Consider the following 23,033-nt stretch of genomic DNA (forward strand, 5'->3'; position numbering starts at 1 on the left):
TGATTATTTTATCGGTCATAGATCATTTTATTTTTATGGAAAAATTTAGAGGGTTACTAAGTATTTTAGGCAAAATTTGCTTAGGAAGCTTCATAATAGGAATAGTGCTAATACTATCGTGTGGAGTAAAGAGCAAATTTGATCAGCAATAATCGTAATCCGAGGGCTGCATATTAAAAAAAGCTGCTCTGTCCTATGTCATGCCGCTTGCAAATCCGCAGCGGCATTTTTATTGGCACCGTCATCACTTCCCCTTTTAGCCGCTAAAAAACCTCGCAGTGGGCAAGCGTCACGCCATACTCCATAGCCCTTTCCACTTGAAAATATACGCCAATGACGTACACTCACCTCTATGATTATCATAGAAACGAGCGTGTTTACTCGTCGAATCAAAGAACTGATGAACGATGACGAGTACAAAGCATTGCAAGAAGCCTTGGTAAACCGGCCTAGTATGGGCACAATAATTCAAGGCACCGGCGGCTTGAGAAAAGTACGCTGGAAACTTGAAGGCAAAGGTAAAAGCGGTGGTGTTAGAGCAATTTACTATTGGATGACGGAAGATGAACAAATTTATATGCTGTATGTCTACCCGAAAAGTGAGCAAGAAGACCTAACATCAGAACAAAAGAAAGCACTGAAAACAATCGTTGAGAGGTGGTCAGATGAAAGATGAAATATTTGATGAGTTACTGGCCAGTGTGCAAGAAATGGACGACGTCGTCCAAGGCAAAAAGGCCGCTGCTAAGGTAACAGAATTTCCTGAGCCGGAAGTAAAGCACATCCGTGAAAAGACGGGATTATCCCAAATGCGCTTTGCTTCCTTAATTGGTGTAAGCAAACGAACGTTAGAAAATTGGGAACAAGGCAGGCGGCAACCAACCGGCCCCGCCAAGGCACTTTTACGTATTGTAGAGGCCGACCCTAAACATGCACTGAAAACCCTGCATGGTTAACTTCGGCTTATGGGGGCATCTGAGCGAAGTATCTCTGAGGAAAACAACCTATTTTCACCCGACTTCACGCACCTCCCCCACCTTCAAAGCCCCTTCCCCCTTTATTATAAACTGCTAAAATTGCCGGTATCGTCCGTGTTGACCTGTGGTGTATACAGAATAAACATACCCCCCATTGCAGCTCGGTTTTTCAGATTTGGCGCCATTTTCGCCACCGTAGAGAAGGCCTTTCATGAGCAGTTCAGACTCCCCCATCACCACCTTACCCGATGACATCCGCCACGCCGTGGCGCTGGCACTGAAAGAGGACATTGGCGACGGTGACATTACGGCGGCATTGATACCCGAGTCGAATCAGGCAACCGCCACCGTGATTACGCGGGACGACTGCGTTATTTGCGGGGTAGACTGGGTAAACGAAACCTTCCATCAGCTCGATACCGGCGTGACCATTGATTGGAATGTGGCCGATGGCGATAAAGTGGAAGCCAATACCACGCTGTTTACCTTAAAAGGCAATGCCCGCAGCTTATTAACCGGCGAGCGTACCGCGCTCAATTTTTTGCAACTGCTCTCTGGCACCGCCACCGTGGCCCACTACTACTCAGACCTCGTGCACGGCACCGACGTTAAATTGCTCGATACCCGCAAAACCCTGCCCGGCCTGCGCACCGCGCAAAAATACGCCGTTACCCAAGGGGGGTGTTATAACCATCGCATCGGGTTGTTTGATGCCTTCTTAATTAAAGAAAACCACATCGCGGCCTGCGGCGGTATCGCCGAAGCCATCACCACGGCGAAACAACACGCCCCTGGCAAACCGGTAGAGGTGGAAGTGGAAAACATCGAAGAGCTGAAATGCGCGTTGGATGCCGGGGCCGATATCGTCATGCTCGACAACTTCACCTTGGCCGACTTACGCGAAGCGGTACACATTAACGCCAACCACGTGGCTAACCAGAATCGAACCGAGAAAGCCAAGCTGGAAGCCTCCGGCGGAGTAACCGACCAAACCTTACGCCGCATCGCCGAAACCGGAGTGGACTACGTATCGATTGGAGCCTTAACGAAAGACTGCAAAGCCGTGGACTTGTCCATGAGAGTGGATTTTTAACGGGCGCTTTCTAATAGATAGACCCCTGATGGATAGAGTCGGAATGGATAGAGGCCCTAAAATACAGAAACCAATAGGTTGAAATGAATAAAGAAGCGACTCTTATGATGTCAATTTTGGAAGAAAAAATCGCCGCTCGCCACGCTCACATTGGTGTGATTGGTTTAGGCTACGTGGGGTTGCCACTGGTACTGACCATTGTGGAAGCCGGGTACCAACACGTTACGGGTTTGGATATTGACCCGGAAAAAATCGAAAAGCTCGCCAATAATCAAACCTATTTACGCACGGTGGAAAGCGACCGCATAGCAAACGCCAACCAACTGGGCTTTCAATACACCACCGACTTTTCTGTCGTTGGCGAGCTCGATATTGTCATACTCTGCCTGCCCACCCCACTGAACCGGCATCGTGAACCGGATATGCGTTTTATCACCCAAACCCTTGAGACGATAAAACCCCACTTGCACGCCAACACGATGCTGATATTGGAAAGCACCACCTACCCCGGCACCACGGAAGAATTGCTGGTGCCCGTGGCGGAATCGATGAAGTTAACGGTGGGCGAAGACATTTTTATTGTGTATTCCCCCGAAAGGGAAGACCCAGGCAACCCACACCATTCCACCGCGACCATTCCCAAAGTCTGCGGTGGCATTACCGAGGCCTGCAACCGCCATGGCATTGCTTTTTATGAAACCATCATCCAACAAGTGGTGCCGGTCAGCTCCACCAAAGCCGCCGAAATGACCAAGCTGCTGGAAAATATTCACCGCGCCGTGAATATTGGCCTCGTCAATGAAATGAAAATTGTGGCGGATAAAATGGGCATTAATATTCATGAAGTGATCGACGCCGCCGCCACCAAACCCTTCGGCTTCACAAAATACACCCCCGGCCCCGGTTTGGGTGGCCACTGCATACCCATCGACCCGTTTTACCTGACTTGGAAAGCCAAGGAATACGGAATCAATACCCGCTTTATTGAATTGGCCGGAGAAATAAACCGCGCCATGCCCGAGTGGGTCGTCGGTAAATTAATGGACGCCTTAAACGACAGAGGCAAAGCGTTAAAAGGCAGTAAAATATTAATCCTCGGGATTGCCTACAAAAAGAACATCGACGACGCCCGCGAAAGCCCTGCCATTAAAATTATGGAAATTCTTCGAGCAAAAGGCGCAGATGTGCAATACAGCGACCCGCACATACCGGTGTTTCCTAAAATGCGGGACCATCAGTTTGATTTGAAAAGCGTTGAAATTACGGAAGAGAATCTTCGGGGATTTGATGCGGGGGTGTTGGCGACACCGCACGATGATTTAAATTTAGAAAATATTTTTTCGCTACCGCTGGTTGTTGATACGCAAAATGTGTTGAGTGAGTATCAGCTGGAAATACCTTGTGTTGTTGGTGCTTGATAAACACTACCAAAACTCTAGTATTATTGCTTCATCGAGATGGCATCCTTCAACTTAAGAAAAGGCTTCTCTACCATAATATGCATAATTAACGCGATCAAAAAGCTAAAGAACAAAAAAATTAAAAAATAAAGAGCGTACCAAATTTCACCAAATAAGCCTTGAACAAAATCTTTATTCAATACCCCAAGAAAAAAACTACCGACCATAGGGGCAACAAGCATATGAGATAAATACAAACTGTATGATAAGCGGGAGATTAAGCGCATGAACCTACAACTTAAAAAAGCATTTAGATAGCCACTACAAAAACTGGCACAACTGACCATCATACAACACAATATCGATATAAAGTAAATCACCCAAGCCGTATTCTGCCAATTACCCACCGCCATCCAATCTTTGTAACAAAGAACAGACACCAACATCAAAAAGGCTAAAAAAAAGCCTATCAAAGCGTATTTTTTAAAGAAGTTAGAGAGCACATCCCAATGATATAACCAAGACCACATTAAACCTAAAACCAATCCATCAAAAGCCATATGAAATGGGGCTCTTACACTCCAGAAAAATTCAGGATAATTTCCAGGACTGTAACTTTGAATAGTAAATAAGCGAGAAAGAAGAGGTAAAGTTGAGATTGAAAGTAAAACAATTACAACGAACACCCTATTATTATCAAACTTCAAAAGGAGCCATATCAAAAAAGGGCATACAAAGTAAAATTTTTCTTCTACTGCTAACGACCACAATGGAGCCAAAAACTCTGTACCATTATAATCCTGCATAAAAATAATATGAGTTTGCATCTCGGAAAACAGGTCATCACCGGAATAATACACTCCCGGAAAAACACCGAGCACGATCAAAGCAATTGTCGCATAATAGAGCGGAAACGTTCTAAGAATACGTTTTATCCAATATTTCCCAAAAAACGTTATTATTGATGCTCTATCTGGCCAAACACCCAACAGGTGATAACCAATAAAAAAGCCACTTAAACAAAAAAAAAGATCAACTCCCACCCACCCATTCTGCATAAAATGATAGAGTGTGGAATATTGATCTTGTATTTTAAAACAACATTCTTCCATTCCCCTAATGCCATGACGCAGCAAAACAAAGAGAATAGCAATTGCTCTTAATCCATCAAGAGCGGATATCCTACCCGGGGAACCGACTAACCAATTGATAGCCCCAACAAAAAAACTATGCACTAGCCGCTATAACCGATCTAATTTTAGGCTGCCTTAACTTCCAGATATAAGTATCTACAACATAGTGATGAAAATTAATCGCCATGTACACAACAACAGTTAAAGGAAGAGTGGTATACACCGTTAACACTGAAATACCCGCATCCACCAAGCCATAAAATAACGCCGTAGCGACAAGACAGACACCAAAATAGAGATACCATCTAGACGGTTTAAATAACCAAAATAAAAGTTTATTACCCGAGTTAACAGTATTGTTAATGGTTTTTGTATTGAAATGCCATACAAACAAAATATATTGAAAATTATGCCATATATTAATGGCTAACCAACCATAATTTATATTGGAAATCGCCACATAGGCCACTACGAAAATGGCGTGATGAGAGAGATGATATAAAGCATAATTTAAAGATACCTTCTGAGAATAGAGCGCCCAAATAAGCCAACACCCCCATGCGATCATCAGAATAATATTAATAGCTGCGAGACCATAAACCATCTCGGCAGGTATTGGCAATGTCACTACATCCATATACAAAAAAGCATCTGGCTGTAGAGAAGACATATAAGCAAAGGTGGTGATAGGTGTGATATAAAATACCAAACGGTGAAATAATACAGGGCCGCTCTCAGTACTTTGTGACTTGTACTTTATAGATTTCGCAATCCCTTCACTCTGCCGCGTATAGTGCCACCATTGCCAATGCAAATATACAGTAGCGATTAGCCAAACCGAACCAATTAAAGCAAGAGAAAACACCACGAATAGTACAAAAGGGGGTAAATATAACGTTAGCGCTTTGTTTAGTTTATTGCTTTCCCAAGAGCCAGCCAAGCGAGTATAAGTAGAAATGACGTGATGATAGCCTAACAATGATAGATCTAGCAATAATACCAAATCAAAATAGCTGGGGTTAATTGAGACAAATACTGCTGAAGAAATCGCAATAACAGGTAGGATAACAACAAAAAAGCTATCAAAAAAAGGGTTACGAAAACAAACACTTTGAGCCTTTGAACTCATATATCAAGCACCTCAAAAACCCACTAAACAAAAGGGGCTTTATCGGCCCCTTTTTTAAACCACTCTAATCAATTATACAAAATTAAGGTCCTGTAGTAGCTGCTGCTTTACGACACTCAGCAGGCAAAAAGTTGTTTTCAATTGTTGTTTGAGTGGTATTACAATCCCATCTAATAGTCCCAGCTGAGTTTGTATTTGATAGAGCTGCACCACCAATAGTGGGAACATATGCTAAAACATTATTCGTTCCAAGCTGATTAATGTTACCAAGCGTTATTAAAATGGCGCCTGTTGTGGCAGTTACGGCTACGGCACTAATTTTTTCAGTTGTGAAAGCAGCTTGATCAGCAGCAACTTCAGCAGAGTATCTGGCAATTCCGTCCATACCATCATCCGCAAACAAATCGGTTACACCGAGTTTTAAGGAGCTAGCCGCAATAGCACCTTCAGAAATCTTTGCGCGAACGGTGTAATCTTGATATGCAGGCAAAGCAACCGCTGCCAGAATACCGATAATGGCAACAACGATCATCAATTCAATTAAGGTAAAACCTTGTTGTACTTGTTTCATGGTGTATAACTCCACATTCATAAGATATTGGTTTGGTACCACCTGCGGTGTAGGCGCTGGCCCAAGCAAGCTTACCTAGCCTTATACAAATACAATGCCAGCTTTTACAATGCTTATTTTTTAAGGCTTGCACACATTGTTATCCACCTTCGTCATGCAAAAACAACCAATACCCACCTTTTTTTCTTTCAAAAGCCGTCTATTACTGACGAAATACGTCACATTCACCTTGTGCGGCACCTCAAACAACCACCTAAACTAACTATACGGTGTAAAAACACCTACACTGGTTTTAGGGTAGAACTATGACGAACAAACCTTATAAGATTAAGGTCATTAGCTGCCCCTAATACATTAATTCACTTTATGCGCCGATACTTATGAATCAAACTACGCTAACGCTAAGCGGCCTTGCCAGACGCCTAGTCAACGATGGTCACCTTTCTGCCGAAGATGCACAAAAAGCCACTGAAGGCGCTAAAGCTGAGAATATCTCTTTGGCGTTGCACCTAGTTAAATCTGGCACTATGAAATCTGCCCAAGTGGCCCAAGCGGCTTCTGAAGAGTTTGGCTCCCCTTTATTTGATATCAGCGTATTACGAAAAGACGCCATCCCGAAAGATTTGGTGGATTCCAAACTCATCGCCAAACACAAGGCACTCCCACTCTTTAAGCGTGGTAATCGTTTATTTATTGGCATTGCTGATCCCACCAATTTACACGCCATTGACGAAATAAAATTCAATACCGGCTTAAGTACGGATGCCATCTTAGTTGAGCCCGATAAACTCGAAAGAGCCATTGAGACTTACCTGAATGACGAAGACTCTAAAATTGGCGACGCCCTAGGCGATTTAGACGAAGAAGGGTTAGAGTCGTTAGATGTGCAAGGGGGCGACGACGATAAACAAGACGATGACGCCGAAGTGGATGAAGCCCCCATTGTTAAATTTATTAACAAGGTGCTGTTAGATGCTATTAAGTCTGGCGCTTCAGATATCCATTTTGAGCCTTATGAGAAAACCTACCGGGTGCGTTTTCGTCGAGATGGCGTATTACTGGAAGTGGCTAAACCCCCGGGTAACTTGGCGACTCGTATTTCTGCTCGTTTAAAAGTGATGTCACAAATGGATATCTCTGAGCGGCGTGTACCGCAAGATGGTCGTATTAAAATGAAGATCTCGAAGACACGGGCCATCGATTTTCGGGTGAACTCACTGCCGACGCTCTTTGGGGAAAAGATCGTATTGCGAATTCTCGACCCCAGCAGTGCCAAGTTGGGAATTGATGCACTGGGGTACGAAGACGATCAAAAACAACTGTATATGGATGCTTTAAACCAACCCCAAGGGATGATTTTGGTGACAGGGCCAACTGGCTCTGGGAAGACGGTATCGCTCTATACCGGCCTAAATATTTTGAATACCGAAGAACGTAATATCTCCACCGCCGAAGACCCGGTAGAAATTAACTTAGAGGGTATTAACCAAGTTAACGTTAATACCAAAGTGGGGCTGACTTTTGCTGAAGCCTTACGCTCATTCCTACGGCAAGACCCGGATATTGTAATGGTCGGGGAGATTCGCGACCTCGACACGGCTTCTATTGCCATTAAAGCTGCACAAACCGGTCACTTGGTGCTCTCTACCCTCCATACCAACAGCGCCCCAGAAACGTTAACTCGACTGTTAAATATGGGTGTACCTGCCTTTAACGTGGCCACCTCGGTAAGTCTGATTATTGCCCAGCGCTTAGCTCGTCGTTTATGCAGTAAGTGCAAAAAACCGGCGGACGATATTCCTGACCACATTCTCACAGAAGAAGGGTTTGATGATATAGGCATCCCCCGAGAAGAATTCGAGCTTTATCACCCGGTTGGGTGTGAAAGTTGCAATAATGGTTATAAGGGACGTGTTGGTGTGTATGAAGTTGTTCGCATTACGGATGAGATTTCTCGCCTTATAATGGAGGGAGGTAATTCCATTCAGATTGCCGACCAAGCACGCAAGGAAGGCTTTAATAATTTACGTATTTCCGCACTTCGTAAGGCTGCCATGGGATTAACAAGCCTAGAAGAAGCTAACCGAGTTACTAAGGATTAAGCCACATGGCAACAGCAGCAACCGACAGCGTTTTTACCTACAAAGGCATAGACAAAAAAGGCAACAAAATACAAGGAGAAGTCAAAGGCGCCAGCTCAGCATTGGTAAAAGCCCAATTGCGTAAAAAGGGCATTATACCTGGGCAGGTACGCAAAAAGGCCAAACCCTTATTTGGCAATGGTGGAAAGCCCATAAAGCCTATCGATATTGCAATTTTTACTCGTCAGATGGCCACCATGATGAAAGCTGGCGTACCCTTAGTACAAAGCTTTGATATTGTTGCTGATGGCTTAGAGAATCCAAGCCTCAGAACCTTAGTTTTAGGAATTAAAGAGGAGGTGGCCGCAGGTAACGGTTTTGCATCCGCTTTACGGAAACAACCTAAGTACTTCGACGAGTTATTTTGCAACCTAGTGGAATCAGGTGAACAATCCGGTGCGCTAGAAACCATGCTCGATAGGATTGCTACCTATAAAGAAAAAACAGAGCAAATGAAGGCTAAGATTAAAAAAGCTCTTACCTATCCAATCGCTGTTTTAGTGGTCGCATTTATTGTTACCGGTATTTTACTGGTAAAAGTAGTACCGCAATTTGCAGAAACTTTCTCTAGCTTTGGAGCAAACTTACCGGCATTTACGTTATTTGTATTAAGCTTATCCGAGTCAGTCCAAGAATGGTGGCATATTATTTTAGTTGGTGTCACTGCTTTTGGATTTGGTTTTGGTGAGGCTAAGAAACGTTCCAAAGCGTTCTCTTATGCAGTGGATAAATATATATTAAAGGTTCCCATTATGGGGAAAATAGTTTATGAATCCATCGTTGCTCGCTTTGCACGAACTCTTTCCACCACTTTTGCGGCAGGCGTTCCATTAATTGACGCCCTAGAATCTGTTTCAGGTGCAACTGGAAACGCGCTTTATGCAGAAGCAACTTTGAAAATAAAAGACGAAGTCTCTACCGGTATTCAGTTAAACGCTTCTATGAGAGCCACCAATATGTTTCCCTCCATGCTCTTACAAATGACAGCCATTGGTGAAGAATCCGGAGCTTTGGATGAAATGCTCGACAAAGTGGCCCAGTTTTATGAAGAGTCGGTTGATAATCTCGTTGATAACTTAACCACTTTAATGGAACCGATGATTATGGCCATATTGGGTGTTTTAGTGGGAGGACTGATGGTGGCCATGTACTTACCTATCTTCCAAATGGGCCAAGTGGTATAACTCAAGTCCTATAACTACAACTACAAAAATAGATACCGACTACAACCGATAGGATAACGCCCCTTCATGTCGTATTACCTTTCTCAACCGCTGGTCTTAGTACCAGCGGTTTTTATTTTGGGCCTTCTGATTGGCAGTTTTTTAAACGTCGTGATTTATCGACTGCCTAAAATGATGGAAGACGAATGGCGAGATCAATGCTGTGATTTATTAGAGCAACCCAAGCCTGAAAAAAACGAACGTTTTGATTTACTTTTCCCCGCCTCCACCTGCCCAGAGTGTGGCCATAAAATTCGCCCTTGGGAAAATATCCCCGTGATTAGCTATTTGTTTTTAAAAGGGGCGTGCAGTAAGTGCAAAACAAAGATTTCAATACGCTACCCCTTGGTGGAATTAGCCACCGGAGTACTGAGTGGTTTTGCCGCATTGTATTTTGGCTTTACTCCACAACTGTTGGCGGTATTGATATTAACTTGGACGTTAATCAGCCTGACGATGATTGATGTAGACCATCAATTACTGCCAGATTCTATGACGTTACCGTTAATGTGGTTGGGCCTTTTACTCAACAGCGGCGCGTTTTTTGGTGTGGGTTTGTTTACGGATTTGCACAGCTCGCTGTATGGGGCGATGGCGGGGTATTTATCACTATGGTCGGTGTATTGGCTGTTTAAATTGATTACCAAAAAAGAAGGCATGGGCTTTGGCGATTTTAAATTACTGGCCGCGTTGGGCGCCTGGATGGGCTGGCAGTATTTGGTACTGATTATTTTACTGTCGTCTGCTGTGGGCGCGATTTTGGGTATTGGTGCGATACTCTTGCAAGGCCGCGATAAAGCCAAACCCATTCCTTTTGGGCCGTATTTAGCCATTGCCGGCTGGATTGCTTTACTGTGGGGAGAGGAAATTATTACCCGTTATTTGCAGATGGCGCAGGTTGGGTAAACCCACTCCGCATCAACCCAACCTTCATATCGAACGCATACTGATAAAAACATAAAATAGGTGGCTTTCCTTTCAAGACCTTCGTCGGCAGGACGCCGACGCAGAGCGTACAAGGACGTATTTACAGCGTGTCTTGAAAGGGAAGTCGCCTGTTTCCAAGTTCTAATCCATTCTTAACGTATTTTATGAATTCTTTACAGCCTTTAAAAATTGGATTAACCGGCGGAATTGGCAGCGGTAAGTCGGCGGTGGTTGATCAATTCATTAAACTCGGTATACCGGTGATGGATGCAGACGATGTGGCACGCGACGTCGTTGCGCCCGGTGAACCCGCATTGGAAAGTATTTTTGCGTACTTTGGTGAGCATTTACGATTAGACAATGGCGAGTTAAACCGCAAAGCTTTACGTGAGTTAGTCTTTACCAACAAAGATAAAAAAACGTGGCTTGAACAATTATTGCACCCGTTAATTCGCCAACGCATCAGCACTTTTTTAAACACCGACCACCCCCATTATTGTGTATTGGCCTCACCCTTATTGATTGAAACTCAGCAAACGAAAATGGTGGACAAAGTCGTGGTGGTGGATGTGCCAGTCGAAGTTCAACTGCAACGGACCGTTCACCGTGATGGTAGTAACCAAGAATTGGTGCAAAAAATCATAGATAGCCAAATAGATCGCACTGCCCGCTGCAAACAAGCGGATTTTATTCTGGATAACAGGGGCTCATTCGACGCACTGGCAGAACAAGTAAAAGCCCTTCATGAACAACTCGTAAGAACATGAATAGCAACGTGAGTAACTAACATGAGTAACAAAGCCACCCTCGTACAATGCCCCACTTGCCAAACCAAGATTGAGTGGAGTGAAAAACACCCGAACCGCCCTTTCTGTTCTGAGCGCTGCAAGCTGATTGATTTGGGGGAGTGGGCCAGTGAAAACCGCCGTATTCCCGGCTCAAATGAAATGAACGATGTGTTCTCAGAGGAACTGATCAATTCAGTAGACTATTAATCTGTAGACTATTAAACAGACAGTTCAACAGACCATTTAGTAAGGCATCTAGCAGACCATCGAGTAGCGCACTTAGTAGACAACGCAATAGGCTAGGATTGACTCAAATGAACTAAAACTATGGATAGTTATCACACGTTCAACAATATAATTTTTAAGACGTAAAAAATTCATCATTGATAAAAATAAAAACCTAGGCGACCAAAGGAGAATGTTTATGCCACGTTTGCTGGACTTTAAAGGGTTTTTGCCGTTCGTTACGATTGTGTTTCTTAATGCGTTTGTGGATCTTGGCCATAAGATTCTCATCCAAAACACCATTTTTAAAGTCTACGATGGCAGCACACAGGTGGTACTCACCGCCATTATCAACGCGTTTATTTTGCTGCCTTTCATTCTTCTGTTTTCCCCTTCCGGTTTTATTTCAGACAAGTACCCCAAGCATCGTGTTATGCAGCTTTCCGCTGCCGCCGCTGTGGTGATTACCCTCTTGATTACCGTGTGTTATTACTCTGGGTGGTTTTGGGCGGCTTTTGGGTTAACGTTGGCGCTGGCTGTGCAAAGCGCCATTTACAGCCCCGCCAAGTACGGCTACATTCGCGAATTGGTAGGCAAAGAGCCCTTAGCCCGTGCCAACGGCGCAGTGCAAGCCATTACCATCACCGGCATTTTATTAGGCACGTTCGTCTTTTCGGGCTTTTTTGAGTTTCTAATCCCCAAGCCCCTAATTCAAGACACCAGCAACATCATGACGCACGTGGCCCCCGTCGGTTGGTTACTGGTGGCGTTATCGGTGGTGGAATTTGTGCTTAGTCAAAAATTACCCGAAAAAAGCCAATTGGATGAATCCAAAACCTTTTCAATTCAGTCTTACGCCAACCTCACCTATTTAAAACGTAACCTATCGACCCTTACGGGGCGACGCAGTATTTGGGAGGCCATTATCGGGTTGGCCACGTTTTGGGCGATTTCTCAGGTGCTACTGGCCACCTTTCCCGCTTTTGCTAAAGAAGTGCTCGCCGAAACCAATACGCTCAAAATACAGGGCATTCTCGCTTGCAGTGGTTTGGGGATTATTATCGGCTCGACCATTGCTGGGCGAATGTCGAAACGCCATATTGAAACTGGGCTAATCCCGGTGGGTGCGGCAGGCATTACGATTTTATTGCTGGTGATACCCACACTCGGCAGCCTCACGTCGATGGCGCTGGCCTTTTTATTGGTGGGCGTGATGGGCGGTATGTTTATTGTTCCCTTAAATGCCTTAATTCAGTACAACGCCCACGAAGAGGAAATGGGCACCGTCCTGGCAGGGAATAACTGGATACAAAACGTCAGCATGTTGGGCTTTTTGTTCCTGACCATCGCGCTGGCCGCACTGAACGTACCCAGCCAGTACATTATTGCGCTGCTTGCCGTGGTGGCGTTCTTCGGTGCCGGGCATACAGTGCGACGCTTACCGCACTCCTGCGCACGTATTGTGGCCGGTACCTTTTTCCGCCAGCGCTACCGCATTCAAGTAGAGGGGTTTCGTAACCTTCCCGCTACCGGTGGGGTACTGTTATTGGGTAATCACATCAGCTGGATTGATTGGGCTTTAGTGCAAATTGCCAGCCCCCGCCCGGTGAATTTCGTGATGCTCAGAGCCATTTATCAGCACCCGGTGTTAAAACCCATTTTGCGTATGTTCAACGTCATCCCCATCGCCAAAGGCTACAGCGAACAGGCACTAGAGACGGTAAACCAAAGGCTGGCCAACGGTGAAGTGGTATGTTTATTCCCAGAAGGGGCAATCAGCCGCAATGGCCAATTGGGCAAATTCCATACGGGTTTTGAAAGAGCCACCAAAGGGCTCACCGACGAACAAGCCGTAGTGGTGCCGTTTTACCTCCATGGGTTGTGGGGAAGTCGCTTTTCACGCTCCACACCGAAGTTACGAGAGGCCCGCGCACCCGTCGGTCGACGCCGTGACTTGATCGTGGCCTTTGGTAAACCATTGCCAATCAGCACCACGGCGACCGAACTCAAACCCAAAGTCTTCGAGCTGTCTATTTCCGCTTGGGAAGAGTACACCAGCGCCCTCCCCACTCTAGCTGAACAGTGGCTAATGACCGCACGACGATTTAGCCGCAGTACCGCCGCGCTGGACTACGACGGCGAGCACGTTAGCTACCGAAAATTGTTAGTCCTGAGTTTATTGGTGGCGCGTTCGTTGTCTGGACGTTACCGAGGCAAAGGAGACAGCACAGGCCAGGCCTCCAAACCGGCGTCTATCGGGATTCTTTTACCCTCAAGCTGCGCTAACCTCTGCGCGAATTTTGGCGCCTTACTGAGCCAAGAAGTGGTGGTGAATATTAACCCCCATTTGGATACCCACTTTACCATTCAAAGCTTAAAAGAAGCCGGGGTAACCATGGTGTTATCCAGCGATCAATACCTCGAACAATTGCAAGAAAAAGGGATTTCTCTTGCACCACTGCAAGAGGCGTTTGTGTTTTCCAATATTGAAGACCTTATCGGACGCTTCCGCCCAACCAGCTTTTGGCTTATCGATGCTATTTCTCGCATTATGCCCAATCCTTTATTGCTGAGAATGTTTTCGGGTAACTTTTTTGACCCGTTACCCAGCCCCAACGATACCGCTGTGATTATTCACACGAGCGGCAGTGAATCTGCGCCCAAAGGCGTACAACTTTCTCACCGCAATGTCTTAACCAACTGCAAACAGGTTAGCGACGTATTAAACGTTCAAGAAGAAGATTCTATTCTGGCCAATATTCCGCCTTTTCATGCGTTTGGTTTCACCGTTACGACGTTAATGCCGCTACTGGAAGGGATACCTGTGGTGTGTCAGGCAGACCCAACCAATACACTGGAGCACGCTAAAGCCATCGCTCGCCATCAAGTAAGTTTGTTATTCAGTACCGATTTACTGCTTCACAAACTTTCGTTTAATGAAAAAATCGACCCACTTATGTTGCAATCATTACGAGCAGTGATCAGTGGCAGTGATAAGTTACGGCCACATACCCGCGAAGCGTTTCAGAAAAAATTTAATAAAGTCATTTATGAAGGCTATGGCTGCACCGAAACCAGCCCGGTGATCAGCGTTAACATTCCCAATGTATTGGATTTACATTCTTGGCAGGTGCAATTTGGCAACCGAGAAGAAACGGTAGGCTTACCCCTCCCCGGCACCAGTGTACGCATCGTTGACCCAGAGTCGTATTCCCCATTGGCCGCCGGAGAAGAAGGTTTAATTACCGTTGCCGGTAATCAGGTAATGAAAGATTACGTTTCTTCTCAAGAGGGTTTACCCAATGAGAAAAATTCAGAAGACGATGTCTTTATTTATGACGACGATATTCGCTGGTTCAAAACCGGAGATTACGGATTTTTAACCGCAGAAGGCTTCTTAACCATTGTGGATCGGCAATCACGGTTTGCCACTATTAACGACAAGGCAATTAGCTTGTCTCACCTTGAAGAAGCCACCTCTGTTGCGATTGACCGAGTGTTAGCAAAGTTTGGAAACCCCACCGAAAATAAAGCAGACCCAAATTATCAAATTGTTGCGCTCACTCATGCTTCGGCAACCCAACAACATCAGGATGAAATTGTTATTTTGATTGAAAGCAATATTGATTATACGGCGTTTCATGATGACAACGAGGAAACCTCTGAAGCGACATCGAGCCTACGGGAATTTTGCGAGGAAATTAAAAAAGACATGCCCAGTGAATCTGACACATTTCATCGCTTACAGCACGTTAAACGTATCCCGAGGCTGGGCAATGGCAAAGTGGATATGAAAAGTTGCCAGTCACTGATAACGGATATTTTCGAACAACTTTAAAAAGAAAGCCTTTATGTCTTAACTACTTATGTCTTAACTACTTATGTCTTAACTACTTATGTCTTAACTACGTTAAGGTTACTGCCGTTTTACTCGCTTCGCCACAAAATGCGCGTCGATTTGCGCTTTGATCCGCTCAACATCTCGCTCATAGTGCTCTGTTGCTTGGAAGGTATTTAGGGAATAAAACGTCTTCGTTGAATAATCCCATGCGATAAACCAAACCGGGACATCCACTCCATGAGCAATACGCAAAAAACCCGTTTTATAACGTGACACTTTACTGCGGGTGCCTTCAGGTGTAATCGCCACCCAACACTTCTCATGAGTGGAAAACCACGTTTGAATTTGATCGACGATAGAACGCCCTTTAGATCGATCGGTGGGAATACCACCCAGCGCCATAAAAGCGCCTTTGAATGGCCAGAAAAACGCTTCTTTCTTCATCAAATAGGAGACTTTCACCCCCACCGCCATAATTAACGGCATGGCGGTAAGAAAATCCCAATTTGACGTATGAGGTGCAAGCGCAATAACAAGCTGCTTTTCATTCGGTATTTCACCCACAAGCTTCCAGCCCATGAGTGACAATAGGGTACGCCCACACCAGCGGCTCAATGTATTTCCCATTCTTGGCATATTTTCAGGAATTTCAGCATCCGCAACATTGATTCTTTTTTGCTGTTTAATGCTGTTCAAATCGCCAAGCATGGTACGGTGTACTTCCTAGTTTTTGTCATGGATAAATCTTGTGACAACACTTCTTCTCAATAAACCGCCTTGCAAAGGAAGGCGGCCTTCTATCAACTAAAATTGATCAATTCAGGTTTATCAATTAATGCTCTCTCGTTGACCAAAACTCTACATCAGGATAACGCTCTTGTGCCAAATTCAAGTTCACACGAGTCGGCGCGAGATAGGTTAAATGGCCACCACCATCTATCGCGATATGGTCACTGGCTTTGCGTTTAATTTCGTCAATCGCTTTGGTATCGCTACTTTCAATCCAGCGAGCCGTTTGTACATTCACCGGCTCATAAATGGCTTCCACTTTGTATTCGTCTTTCAAACGATAGGCCACTACTTCAAACTGAAGCACCCCCACCGCACCAACAATAATGTCGTTATTGTTTACCGGGAAAAACACCTGAGTAGAGCCCTCTTCCGACAACTGCTGTAAGCCTTTTTGCAGTTGCTTGGTTTTTAACGGATCTTTCAAGCGAATACGACGAAACAGTTCCGGTGCGAAGTGAGGAATACCGGTAAATTTCAACTCTTCCCCTTGGGTGAAAGTATCGCCGATTTGGATGGTCCCGTGGTTATGAAGGCCAATAATATCACCGGAAATAGCCTCATCCACCGCGCTTCGATCCCCAGCCAAAAAGGTCACCGCATCGGCAATTTTAACGTCTTTCCCTAAGCGCACATGCTTCATTTTCATGCCTTGCGTGTACTTACCTGAGCACACCCGCATAAACGCTATACGGTCTCTGTGTTTAGGGTCCATATTGGCCTGAATTTTAAAAACAAAGCCAGAAAACTTCTCTTCCTTAGCGTCCACCTCACGTTGGCGAGTCTCTCGGTTTAACGGTGAAGGCGCCCATTCAACAAAACCATCGAGCATTTCACGAACACCAAAATTACCCAACGCCGTTCCAAAGAACACCGGAGTCATCCGACCTGCTAGGTATTCTTCAATGTCAAACTCATGAGTAGCACCGCGCACCAGCTCGATTTCTTCGCGCACATCTTCAGCGTATGCACCTAGTAATTCATCCGCTTCTGGACTATCTAAGCCCTTAATTTGAATGTCATCGTTAATGGTGTGCCCCATGCCTTGCTGGAATACATGAATCACATCGGTATACAGGTTATACACCCCTTTAAATTCCTTCCCCATACCAATAGGCCAGTTAATTGGGGCGGCGGAAATTTTCAGAACCTCTTCGATTTCATCCATAACGTCAATGGGGTCACGAATATCGCGGTCCATTTTATTAATAAAAGACAAAATCGGCGTATCCCGAAGACGACAAACCTCCATTAACTTAATGGTGCGATCTTCCACGCCTTTGGCGCCATCAATCACCATCAATACGGAATCCACTGCCGTGAGGGTACGATAGGTATCCTCAGAAAAATCTTCGTGTCCTGGGGTATCTAAGAGGTTAACGGTGCGTTCTTTGTAAGGAAACTGCATGACCGATGAGGTCACCGAGATACCACGCTCTTGCTCCATGCTCATCCAGTCGGACTTCGCATGAGGGCCTTTTTTACCCTTAACAGAGCCGGCTAACTGAATGGCATTTCCGAACAACAACAGCTTTTCGGTGATGGTGGTCTTACCCGCATCAGGGTGCGAGATGATAGCAAAGGTTCTACGTTGTTGAATTTGTTGAAGAAAATCAGAAGACACGCTCTATTTACCCTTTTTGTGTACACACCTGTGTACACACGTTGACATGTACTATGAAGGCGCATAAAAAATTTAGGCGCGGATTATATCAAGTTCTTGCCAAGTCGCTAGAAGCGGCCTTATTGACAAACCTAAACATGCCTTTTCTGTTATGACTTAGCCCTCAATGACTTTATCGTCACCGTCACTTTAACGCTCTATCCAAATCGCACTGATAAAACGACCCGTTTCTTTCTCTCTCCGATAGGAATAAAAATTCGTGTTTTTATAAGTGCATATGTCCCCACCATAAATTTTGGATATGCCCAGCTCTGCTAACTCAGCACGAGCCAAAGCGATCAAATCACCATAGAAATGCAAGGGGGTTGCACTGGGCTTAAATGCCTTTGCAATAGAAGATAAATGTTGATCACTGGTGGCGGACTCAAAGAAGACCTCCATAACCTCCACCCCTACCTCGAAAGACTCTTGGCCAATACAGGGGCCGAGAAAGACCATCAACGATTCGGCGGAACTGGATAAGGAATCAATGGACTGTCGAAGAATACCCTTGGCTAGCCCACGCCAGCCAGCATGAATGGCGGCAATTTCTGTCCCGCTTTCATTACAAAGCAGTACGGGTAAACAATCGGCAGTTAATACTGCACAGGCAAGGTTACTCTCCTGAGTAAAGGCGGCATCTGCGGTACGGACGGTATCGTCTGCAGAAGCTTCGATCATCGCAGTGCCATGAACTTGCTTTAGCCACTGTATTGAAACCGCCTCGCCCATGTGAGCCTGCAGACGCGACCGATTGTTTTGTAGAGCAAGCTCACTGTCTCCCACATGATCGGCCAAGTTGAAGGCATCCCAAGGGGCGACACTGACCCCACCTTTGCGATTGGTGACGACACTCTTAACCCCAGCCGGCAAGGGCCATTCTGGTACCAATATTCCCGCAACATCTATTCCCGCTTCATCGGTTGACACTAAGCTGGATGCCACACCCATCTCCTTTGTTGTTTATGTTTTTTGCTGTCTATGTTTTTTTATTATGTACGCTTTTCACGTCTTAAATTTTTATGGTAACGAGTCACCTTGCGCCGCATCGTCCACTAATGCAGATAAAAGCGCATCAAAATCTTCTGGCAACGGGGCTTGCCATTGCATGTATTCACCCGATTCTGGATGAAACAACCCCAACTGGGCCGCATGTAAGGCTTGCCTAGGAAAACGTTTTAATTGCTCCACCAACTCAGGTGACGCCCCTTTTGGGATCTTGAAACGACCGGCGTAAACACTGTCGCCCACTAGGGGGTGGCGATTGTGTGCCATATGTACGCGAATTTGATGAGTGCGCCCCGTTTCCAACTTGACTCGCACATGCGTGTGATTGGGGAATCGCTTAAGTAAACGATAATGCGTAATGGCTTCTTTTCCACCTACGTTCACCACAGCCATCAATTTACGTTGTTTGGGGTGACGCCCAATGGGAGCATTGATTTTGCCACCACCAGTCATTGTGCCAATTACCACCGCTTCGTATTCCCGGCTCACACTGCGCTCTTGCAGCTGAGTGATCAGCTCGTTATGGGCTTGCAGTGTTTTCGCCACTACCATAAGCCCGGTGGTGTCTTTATCGAGGCGATGGACAATGCCCGCTCTAGGTAAATTTTCTTGCTCTGGACAATGAGCCAATAAGGCATTCAAAAGCGTCCCATCTCGGTTGCCTGCTGCAGGGTGTACCACCAGCCCGGCGGGTTTATTGATGACGATAATGTCATCGTCTTCATAAATGATATCCAGCTCAATGGCTTGTGGCGTCCACTCTCCTTGGGGTTGCAACTGAGCATCTAACTGCAAATTCTCACCACCGAGAAGCTTATCCTTAGGCCTGGCAGATTGAGTATCTACGGTAAGATCACCGTTTTTAATCCAGCTTTGAAGCTGAGATCGTGAAAATTCAGGGAACAATTGCGCTGCCACTTGATCCAAGCGTTGACCAGAGCAGTGATCAGGCACAATCACCTGAGTTTGAATGTGTTGAGACATACGAAAAACAAACTAAACAGTCGGTGTAAGGTCACAATGGGCGCAGCACGAGATGAACCATTAGAGGCACACAAACCCGCACAAAGCTTTGGTCTGGGCACCCTCTGTGTTTAAATAGCGCCCTGTAGCCGCATTGCATGAGGTTAACAATGGCTAGTGTAACCCGGCAGTGTTCTCATTTCGAAATGGAAAGCTCCTCTATTTGTAGAAAAAGCGCCGGTTCGGAAGTCAACAGTAGAGTGATAAGCGAAATATCTATGCGTGTATTGGTAAAATTAGCGTTAGTGGCCTCCCTAGTGGCGATGTGTGGCTGCTCTATATTCGGGTCTGATGACGAGAAAGAAGATAAGTCCGGGGTCGACCCAAACACCACCGAAAAGATGGTCTACGACAACGCTCAGCGTATGTTAAGAGCCAGCCAATGGGAACCGGCCATCCGCAACCTGCAATTACTTGAAGAAAACTTTCCTTTTGGTAATTACGCCGAACAAGCCCAACTGGAACTGGTTTACGCTTACTACCGCAGCTACCAACCCGACGCAGCCATTGCCGCTGCCGACCGCTTCATTCGCCTTCACCCACAGCATCCGCAAGTCGATTACGCCTACTACCTTAAAGGGCTCGCTACCTTTAACAACAACGGTAATTCGTTTGACCGCTTCTTTCCTACTGATCAATCCAAGCGTGACCCGGGTGCATCACGAGAATCCTTCGCGCACTTCTCCCAACTGCTCGCGCGCTTCCCCAACAGCCCCTACGCGCCGGACGCGCGCAAACGCATGATCTATTTACGCAACATGTTAGCAAGGGCAGAGATCAACGTAGCCAACTATTATTTCAAACGTGGCGCTTATCTAGCGGCAGCTAACCGTGGTCGTTACGTGGTTGAAAACTTTCAACAAACGCCAGCGGTACCCGATGGTCTGGCGGTCATGATTCAGGCTTATAAGCTACTGGGTATGGATGAACTGGCCAGCGAAAACTTAATCGCTCTGCACACCAACTATCCTGAATACCCGGCTTTAATGGAAAGTGGCCAATTCGACTATGCCTACGGCACCTTGCAAGATGAAAAATCGTGGGTAAGCACAGTCACTTTTGGATTGTTTGATAGCCCAGTTTCTCCCTCGTTTGATACTCGTGAGATCTACAACACTATCTACTTTGAAGATACCCAAGTCGCTCAGGAAAAATATGAACCACAGCAAAAAGAGCGCGGTTGGTTAAATCGCATTAGCTTTGGTTTAATTGATTAATTTAACTGTAGACTTTATCTGTCTGTACATTCAGCAGACAAAGAAACATCAAGGTAGAGAAATATCAAGAAAGAGAAACACCCAGATAGAAAAAAGCGGTCTCAATTGATGACCGCTTTTTTTACGTCAGAGAAAGCTTCCTAACTGCCCAGTTTCCAACCATTGGTAATCGGATACCGACGGTCTCGCCCGAAACCACGCTGAGTAATTCGCACTCCAATAGGTGCTTGCCGACGCTTGTATTCATTGATATCCACTAATCGCAGAACCCGTCGCACTTCCTCTACCTTAAAACCGGCTTCCACAATGGTATCTGCACTTTGGTCTTGCTCAATATACCGCTCCAAAATCTGATCTAACACCTCGTAAGGCGGCAGGCTGTCTTCATCTTTTTGATCCGGTGCCAACTCCGCAGACGGTGGTCGCTCAATCACACTGACGGGTATGACTTCTTCTAACGTATTGCGATAACGAGAAAGCGCAAATACCAATGTTTTGGGCACGTCTTTTAAAACATCAAAGCCACCCGCCATATCACCATACAAGGTGGAATACCCCACCGCCATCTCACTTTTATTGCCAGTGGTTAAAACGAGATAGCCTTTTTTGTTTGAAATGGCCATCAGCAAAACGCCTCGACACCGAGCCTGAAGGTTTTCTTCTGTGGTATCGATAGCCGTTCCGGCAAATTCTTCCGAGAGCGTCGCCATAAACGCCTCATACATAGGTTCTATGCTCAATGACTGATATCGAACCCCCAATCGCTGAGCCTCATCTTCCGCATCGTTTTTCGATAAGTCCGAGGTGTAACGAAATGGCATCATCACCGCCTCAACTCTGTCTGCACCCAACGCATCTACAGCAATGGCCAAGGTTAACGCCGAATCAATCCCACCTGACAGCCCCAGTACCACCCCTTTAAACCCATTTTTATTCACATAATCCTTTACCCCCAAAACCAATGCCTGGTAAACCGCATCCAAATCAGTGGGCAAGGTAGAAAGCGGCTGTTTAACCGGCGAAACGCTCCCGTTTTCATCTATTTGCAACTCAATTGGAAACAACCCTTCCGCAAACAAAGGGGCTTGAGCAAACAACTCACCGTCTGCTGAAACCACTTTCGAACCACCGTCAAACACCAACTCATCTTGCCCCCCAACCAAGTTCGTATACACAACGGGCATGTCGCCCTCTTGTGCTCGAACTTTTAACAGAGATTGACGCTCTTGGGACTTACCACGATGAAACGGTGAGGCATTAAGGTTCAACATCAATTTCGCCCCAGCACGTTTTGCTTGTGCCATGGGTTCGGTATGCCAGATGTCTTCGCATACAGTAATAGCGGTAGGTATGCCATTAATCTCGACCACCAATGGTTGATCACCCGAAACAAAATAACGCTCTTCATCAAAGACTTGATAGTTGGGTAAGCACTGTTTAGCGTATTCGCCCACCCATACCCCCTTCGTACATACCCCTGCCATATTAAACACACGCCCAGCAACACGCTTGGGGTAACCCAATACAATCGTTGCTTGAATGGTCTGCTCGGCAATTGAGGTTAATGCTTCATCAATACGCCCTTCTAAACTGGGCCGCAGTAACAAATCCTCTGGTGGATAACCCGTCAACGTTAATTCAGGGAAAACAATAATATCCGCACCATGATCTGCCACCGCACGCTTTGCTTCATTAATCACCTTCTCTGTATTACCGTGAATATCACCCACCATAAAATTCAACTGGGCCATCACAACGGATAATCTTTTCATACTGCTTTCCACTGTTAATTCGCTGAGTTCGATTTGCTTTGATTCTTGAGATTTCGGTACATTATCGAAATTACGCTCATTGTCCGCAAAAAGGCAATGAAGCGCAAAAGCAC

The 23,033-nt window shown here is 45.7% G+C and carries 20 protein-coding genes; 11 read left to right on the forward strand and 9 right to left on the reverse strand.

Annotated features, from left to right (window positions below; translation table 11 throughout):
* Positions 1–198: 198 nt before the first annotated feature.
* Positions 199–363 carry a hypothetical protein gene (locus LU351_RS14515; protein ID WP_232594812.1) on the reverse strand — a complete coding sequence of 55 codons (165 nt, stop codon included), beginning with the start codon at positions 361–363 and terminating at the stop codon, positions 199–201.
* A gap of 10 nt (positions 364–373) precedes the next feature.
* On the opposite strand from LU351_RS14515, the gene LU351_RS14520 reads away from it, so the two are divergent.
* The 4 genes from LU351_RS14520 to LU351_RS14535 all read left to right on the forward strand — a co-directional run bounded on the left by LU351_RS14520 (position 374) and on the right by LU351_RS14535 (position 3,488).
* Positions 374–676: a type II toxin-antitoxin system RelE/ParE family toxin gene (locus tag LU351_RS14520; RefSeq protein ID WP_232594813.1), complete on the forward strand. Its 303-nt coding sequence runs from the start codon at positions 374–376 to the stop codon at positions 674–676.
* On the forward strand, positions 666–956 hold the full coding sequence (gene nadS, locus LU351_RS14525) for a NadS family protein (protein ID WP_232594814.1): 291 nt from the start codon (positions 666–668) through the stop codon (positions 954–956). The genes LU351_RS14520 and nadS overlap by 11 nt, the downstream gene beginning before the upstream one ends.
* Positions 957–1,188: 232 nt before the next feature.
* Positions 1,189–2,070 (forward strand): carboxylating nicotinate-nucleotide diphosphorylase, encoded by an 882-nt coding sequence (gene nadC, locus LU351_RS14530; protein WP_232594815.1) that lies wholly within the window; start codon positions 1,189–1,191, stop codon positions 2,068–2,070.
* Positions 2,071–2,174: 104 nt separating this feature from the next.
* Positions 2,175–3,488, forward strand: a complete 1,314-nt coding sequence (locus LU351_RS14535) for a nucleotide sugar dehydrogenase (RefSeq protein ID WP_269783472.1) — start codon at positions 2,175–2,177, stop codon at positions 3,486–3,488.
* A 23-nt stretch (positions 3,489–3,511) separates the two neighbouring features.
* On the opposite strand, the gene LU351_RS14540 is transcribed toward LU351_RS14535, so the two are convergent.
* The 3 genes from LU351_RS14540 to LU351_RS14550 form a co-directional block, all read right to left on the reverse strand.
* Positions 3,512–4,705 (reverse strand): acyltransferase family protein, encoded by a 1,194-nt coding sequence (locus LU351_RS14540; RefSeq protein WP_232594817.1) that lies wholly within the window; start codon positions 4,703–4,705, stop codon positions 3,512–3,514.
* Positions 4,698–5,732: a hypothetical protein gene (locus tag LU351_RS14545; protein ID WP_232594818.1), complete on the reverse strand. Its 1,035-nt coding sequence runs from the start codon at positions 5,730–5,732 to the stop codon at positions 4,698–4,700. The genes LU351_RS14540 and LU351_RS14545 overlap by 8 nt, the downstream gene beginning before the upstream one ends.
* Before the next feature lie 82 nt (positions 5,733–5,814).
* Entirely contained in the window at positions 5,815–6,303 is a 489-nt protein-coding gene (locus LU351_RS14550) for a pilin (RefSeq protein ID WP_232594819.1), read from the reverse strand.
* A gap of 380 nt (positions 6,304–6,683) precedes the next feature.
* Here LU351_RS14550 and pilB point away from each other — a divergent pair, with 380 nt between their 5' ends.
* The 6 genes from pilB to LU351_RS14580 all read left to right on the forward strand — a co-directional run bounded on the left by pilB (position 6,684) and on the right by LU351_RS14580 (position 15,445).
* Complete coding sequence (gene pilB / locus LU351_RS14555) at positions 6,684–8,405, forward strand: type IV-A pilus assembly ATPase PilB (protein ID WP_232594820.1); 1,722 nt, start codon at positions 6,684–6,686, stop codon at positions 8,403–8,405.
* 5 nt (positions 8,406–8,410) lie between these two features.
* Positions 8,411–9,628: a type II secretion system F family protein gene (locus LU351_RS14560; protein ID WP_232594821.1), complete on the forward strand. Its 1,218-nt coding sequence runs from the start codon at positions 8,411–8,413 to the stop codon at positions 9,626–9,628.
* Between the two features lie 66 nt (positions 9,629–9,694).
* A complete protein-coding gene (locus tag LU351_RS14565) occupies positions 9,695–10,573 on the forward strand; it encodes a prepilin peptidase (protein ID WP_232594822.1) in 879 nt (292 codons plus the stop codon).
* Positions 10,574–10,758: 185 nt separating this feature from the next.
* Complete coding sequence (coaE, locus tag LU351_RS14570; protein WP_232594823.1) at positions 10,759–11,361, forward strand: dephospho-CoA kinase; 603 nt, start codon at positions 10,759–10,761, stop codon at positions 11,359–11,361.
* A gap of 21 nt (positions 11,362–11,382) precedes the next feature.
* Complete coding sequence (gene yacG / locus LU351_RS14575) at positions 11,383–11,589, forward strand: DNA gyrase inhibitor YacG (protein WP_232594824.1); 207 nt, start codon at positions 11,383–11,385, stop codon at positions 11,587–11,589.
* 217 nt (positions 11,590–11,806) lie between these two features.
* Entirely contained in the window at positions 11,807–15,445 is a 3,639-nt protein-coding gene (locus tag LU351_RS14580; RefSeq protein ID WP_232594825.1) for an acyl-[ACP]--phospholipid O-acyltransferase, read from the forward strand.
* 78 nt (positions 15,446–15,523) lie between these two features.
* Here the strand turns inward: LU351_RS14580 and LU351_RS14585 are convergent, their stop codons facing one another.
* The 4 genes from LU351_RS14585 to rluD all read right to left on the reverse strand — a co-directional run bounded on the left by LU351_RS14585 (position 15,524) and on the right by rluD (position 19,892).
* Positions 15,524–16,156: a 1-acyl-sn-glycerol-3-phosphate acyltransferase gene (locus tag LU351_RS14585; RefSeq protein ID WP_232594826.1), complete on the reverse strand. Its 633-nt coding sequence runs from the start codon at positions 16,154–16,156 to the stop codon at positions 15,524–15,526.
* A gap of 124 nt (positions 16,157–16,280) precedes the next feature.
* Positions 16,281–17,861 carry a peptide chain release factor 3 gene (locus LU351_RS14590; RefSeq protein ID WP_232594827.1) on the reverse strand — a complete coding sequence of 527 codons (1,581 nt, stop codon included), beginning with the start codon at positions 17,859–17,861 and terminating at the stop codon, positions 16,281–16,283.
* A 189-nt stretch (positions 17,862–18,050) separates the two neighbouring features.
* The gene (gene pgeF, locus LU351_RS14595; protein ID WP_232594828.1) at positions 18,051–18,845 is read right to left on the reverse strand and encodes a peptidoglycan editing factor PgeF; all 795 of its coding nucleotides are present in this window, start codon (positions 18,843–18,845) and stop codon (positions 18,051–18,053) included.
* A gap of 75 nt (positions 18,846–18,920) precedes the next feature.
* A complete protein-coding gene (rluD, locus tag LU351_RS14600) occupies positions 18,921–19,892 on the reverse strand; it encodes a 23S rRNA pseudouridine(1911/1915/1917) synthase RluD (protein ID WP_232594829.1) in 972 nt (323 codons plus the stop codon).
* A gap of 257 nt (positions 19,893–20,149) precedes the next feature.
* Between rluD and LU351_RS14605 the strand changes: the two genes are divergently transcribed.
* On the forward strand, positions 20,150–21,148 hold the full coding sequence (locus tag LU351_RS14605) for an outer membrane protein assembly factor BamD (RefSeq protein ID WP_232594841.1): 999 nt from the start codon (positions 20,150–20,152) through the stop codon (positions 21,146–21,148).
* A 140-nt stretch (positions 21,149–21,288) separates the two neighbouring features.
* Here the strand turns inward: LU351_RS14605 and LU351_RS14610 are convergent, their stop codons facing one another.
* Complete coding sequence (locus tag LU351_RS14610; protein ID WP_232594830.1) at positions 21,289–22,920, reverse strand: NAD+ synthase; 1,632 nt, start codon at positions 22,918–22,920, stop codon at positions 21,289–21,291.
* Positions 22,921–23,033 lie beyond the last annotated feature (113 nt).

The sequence above is a fragment of the Marinibactrum halimedae genome (assembly GCF_021234875.1).
GTDB lineage: Bacteria > Pseudomonadota > Gammaproteobacteria > Pseudomonadales > Cellvibrionaceae > Marinibactrum > Marinibactrum halimedae.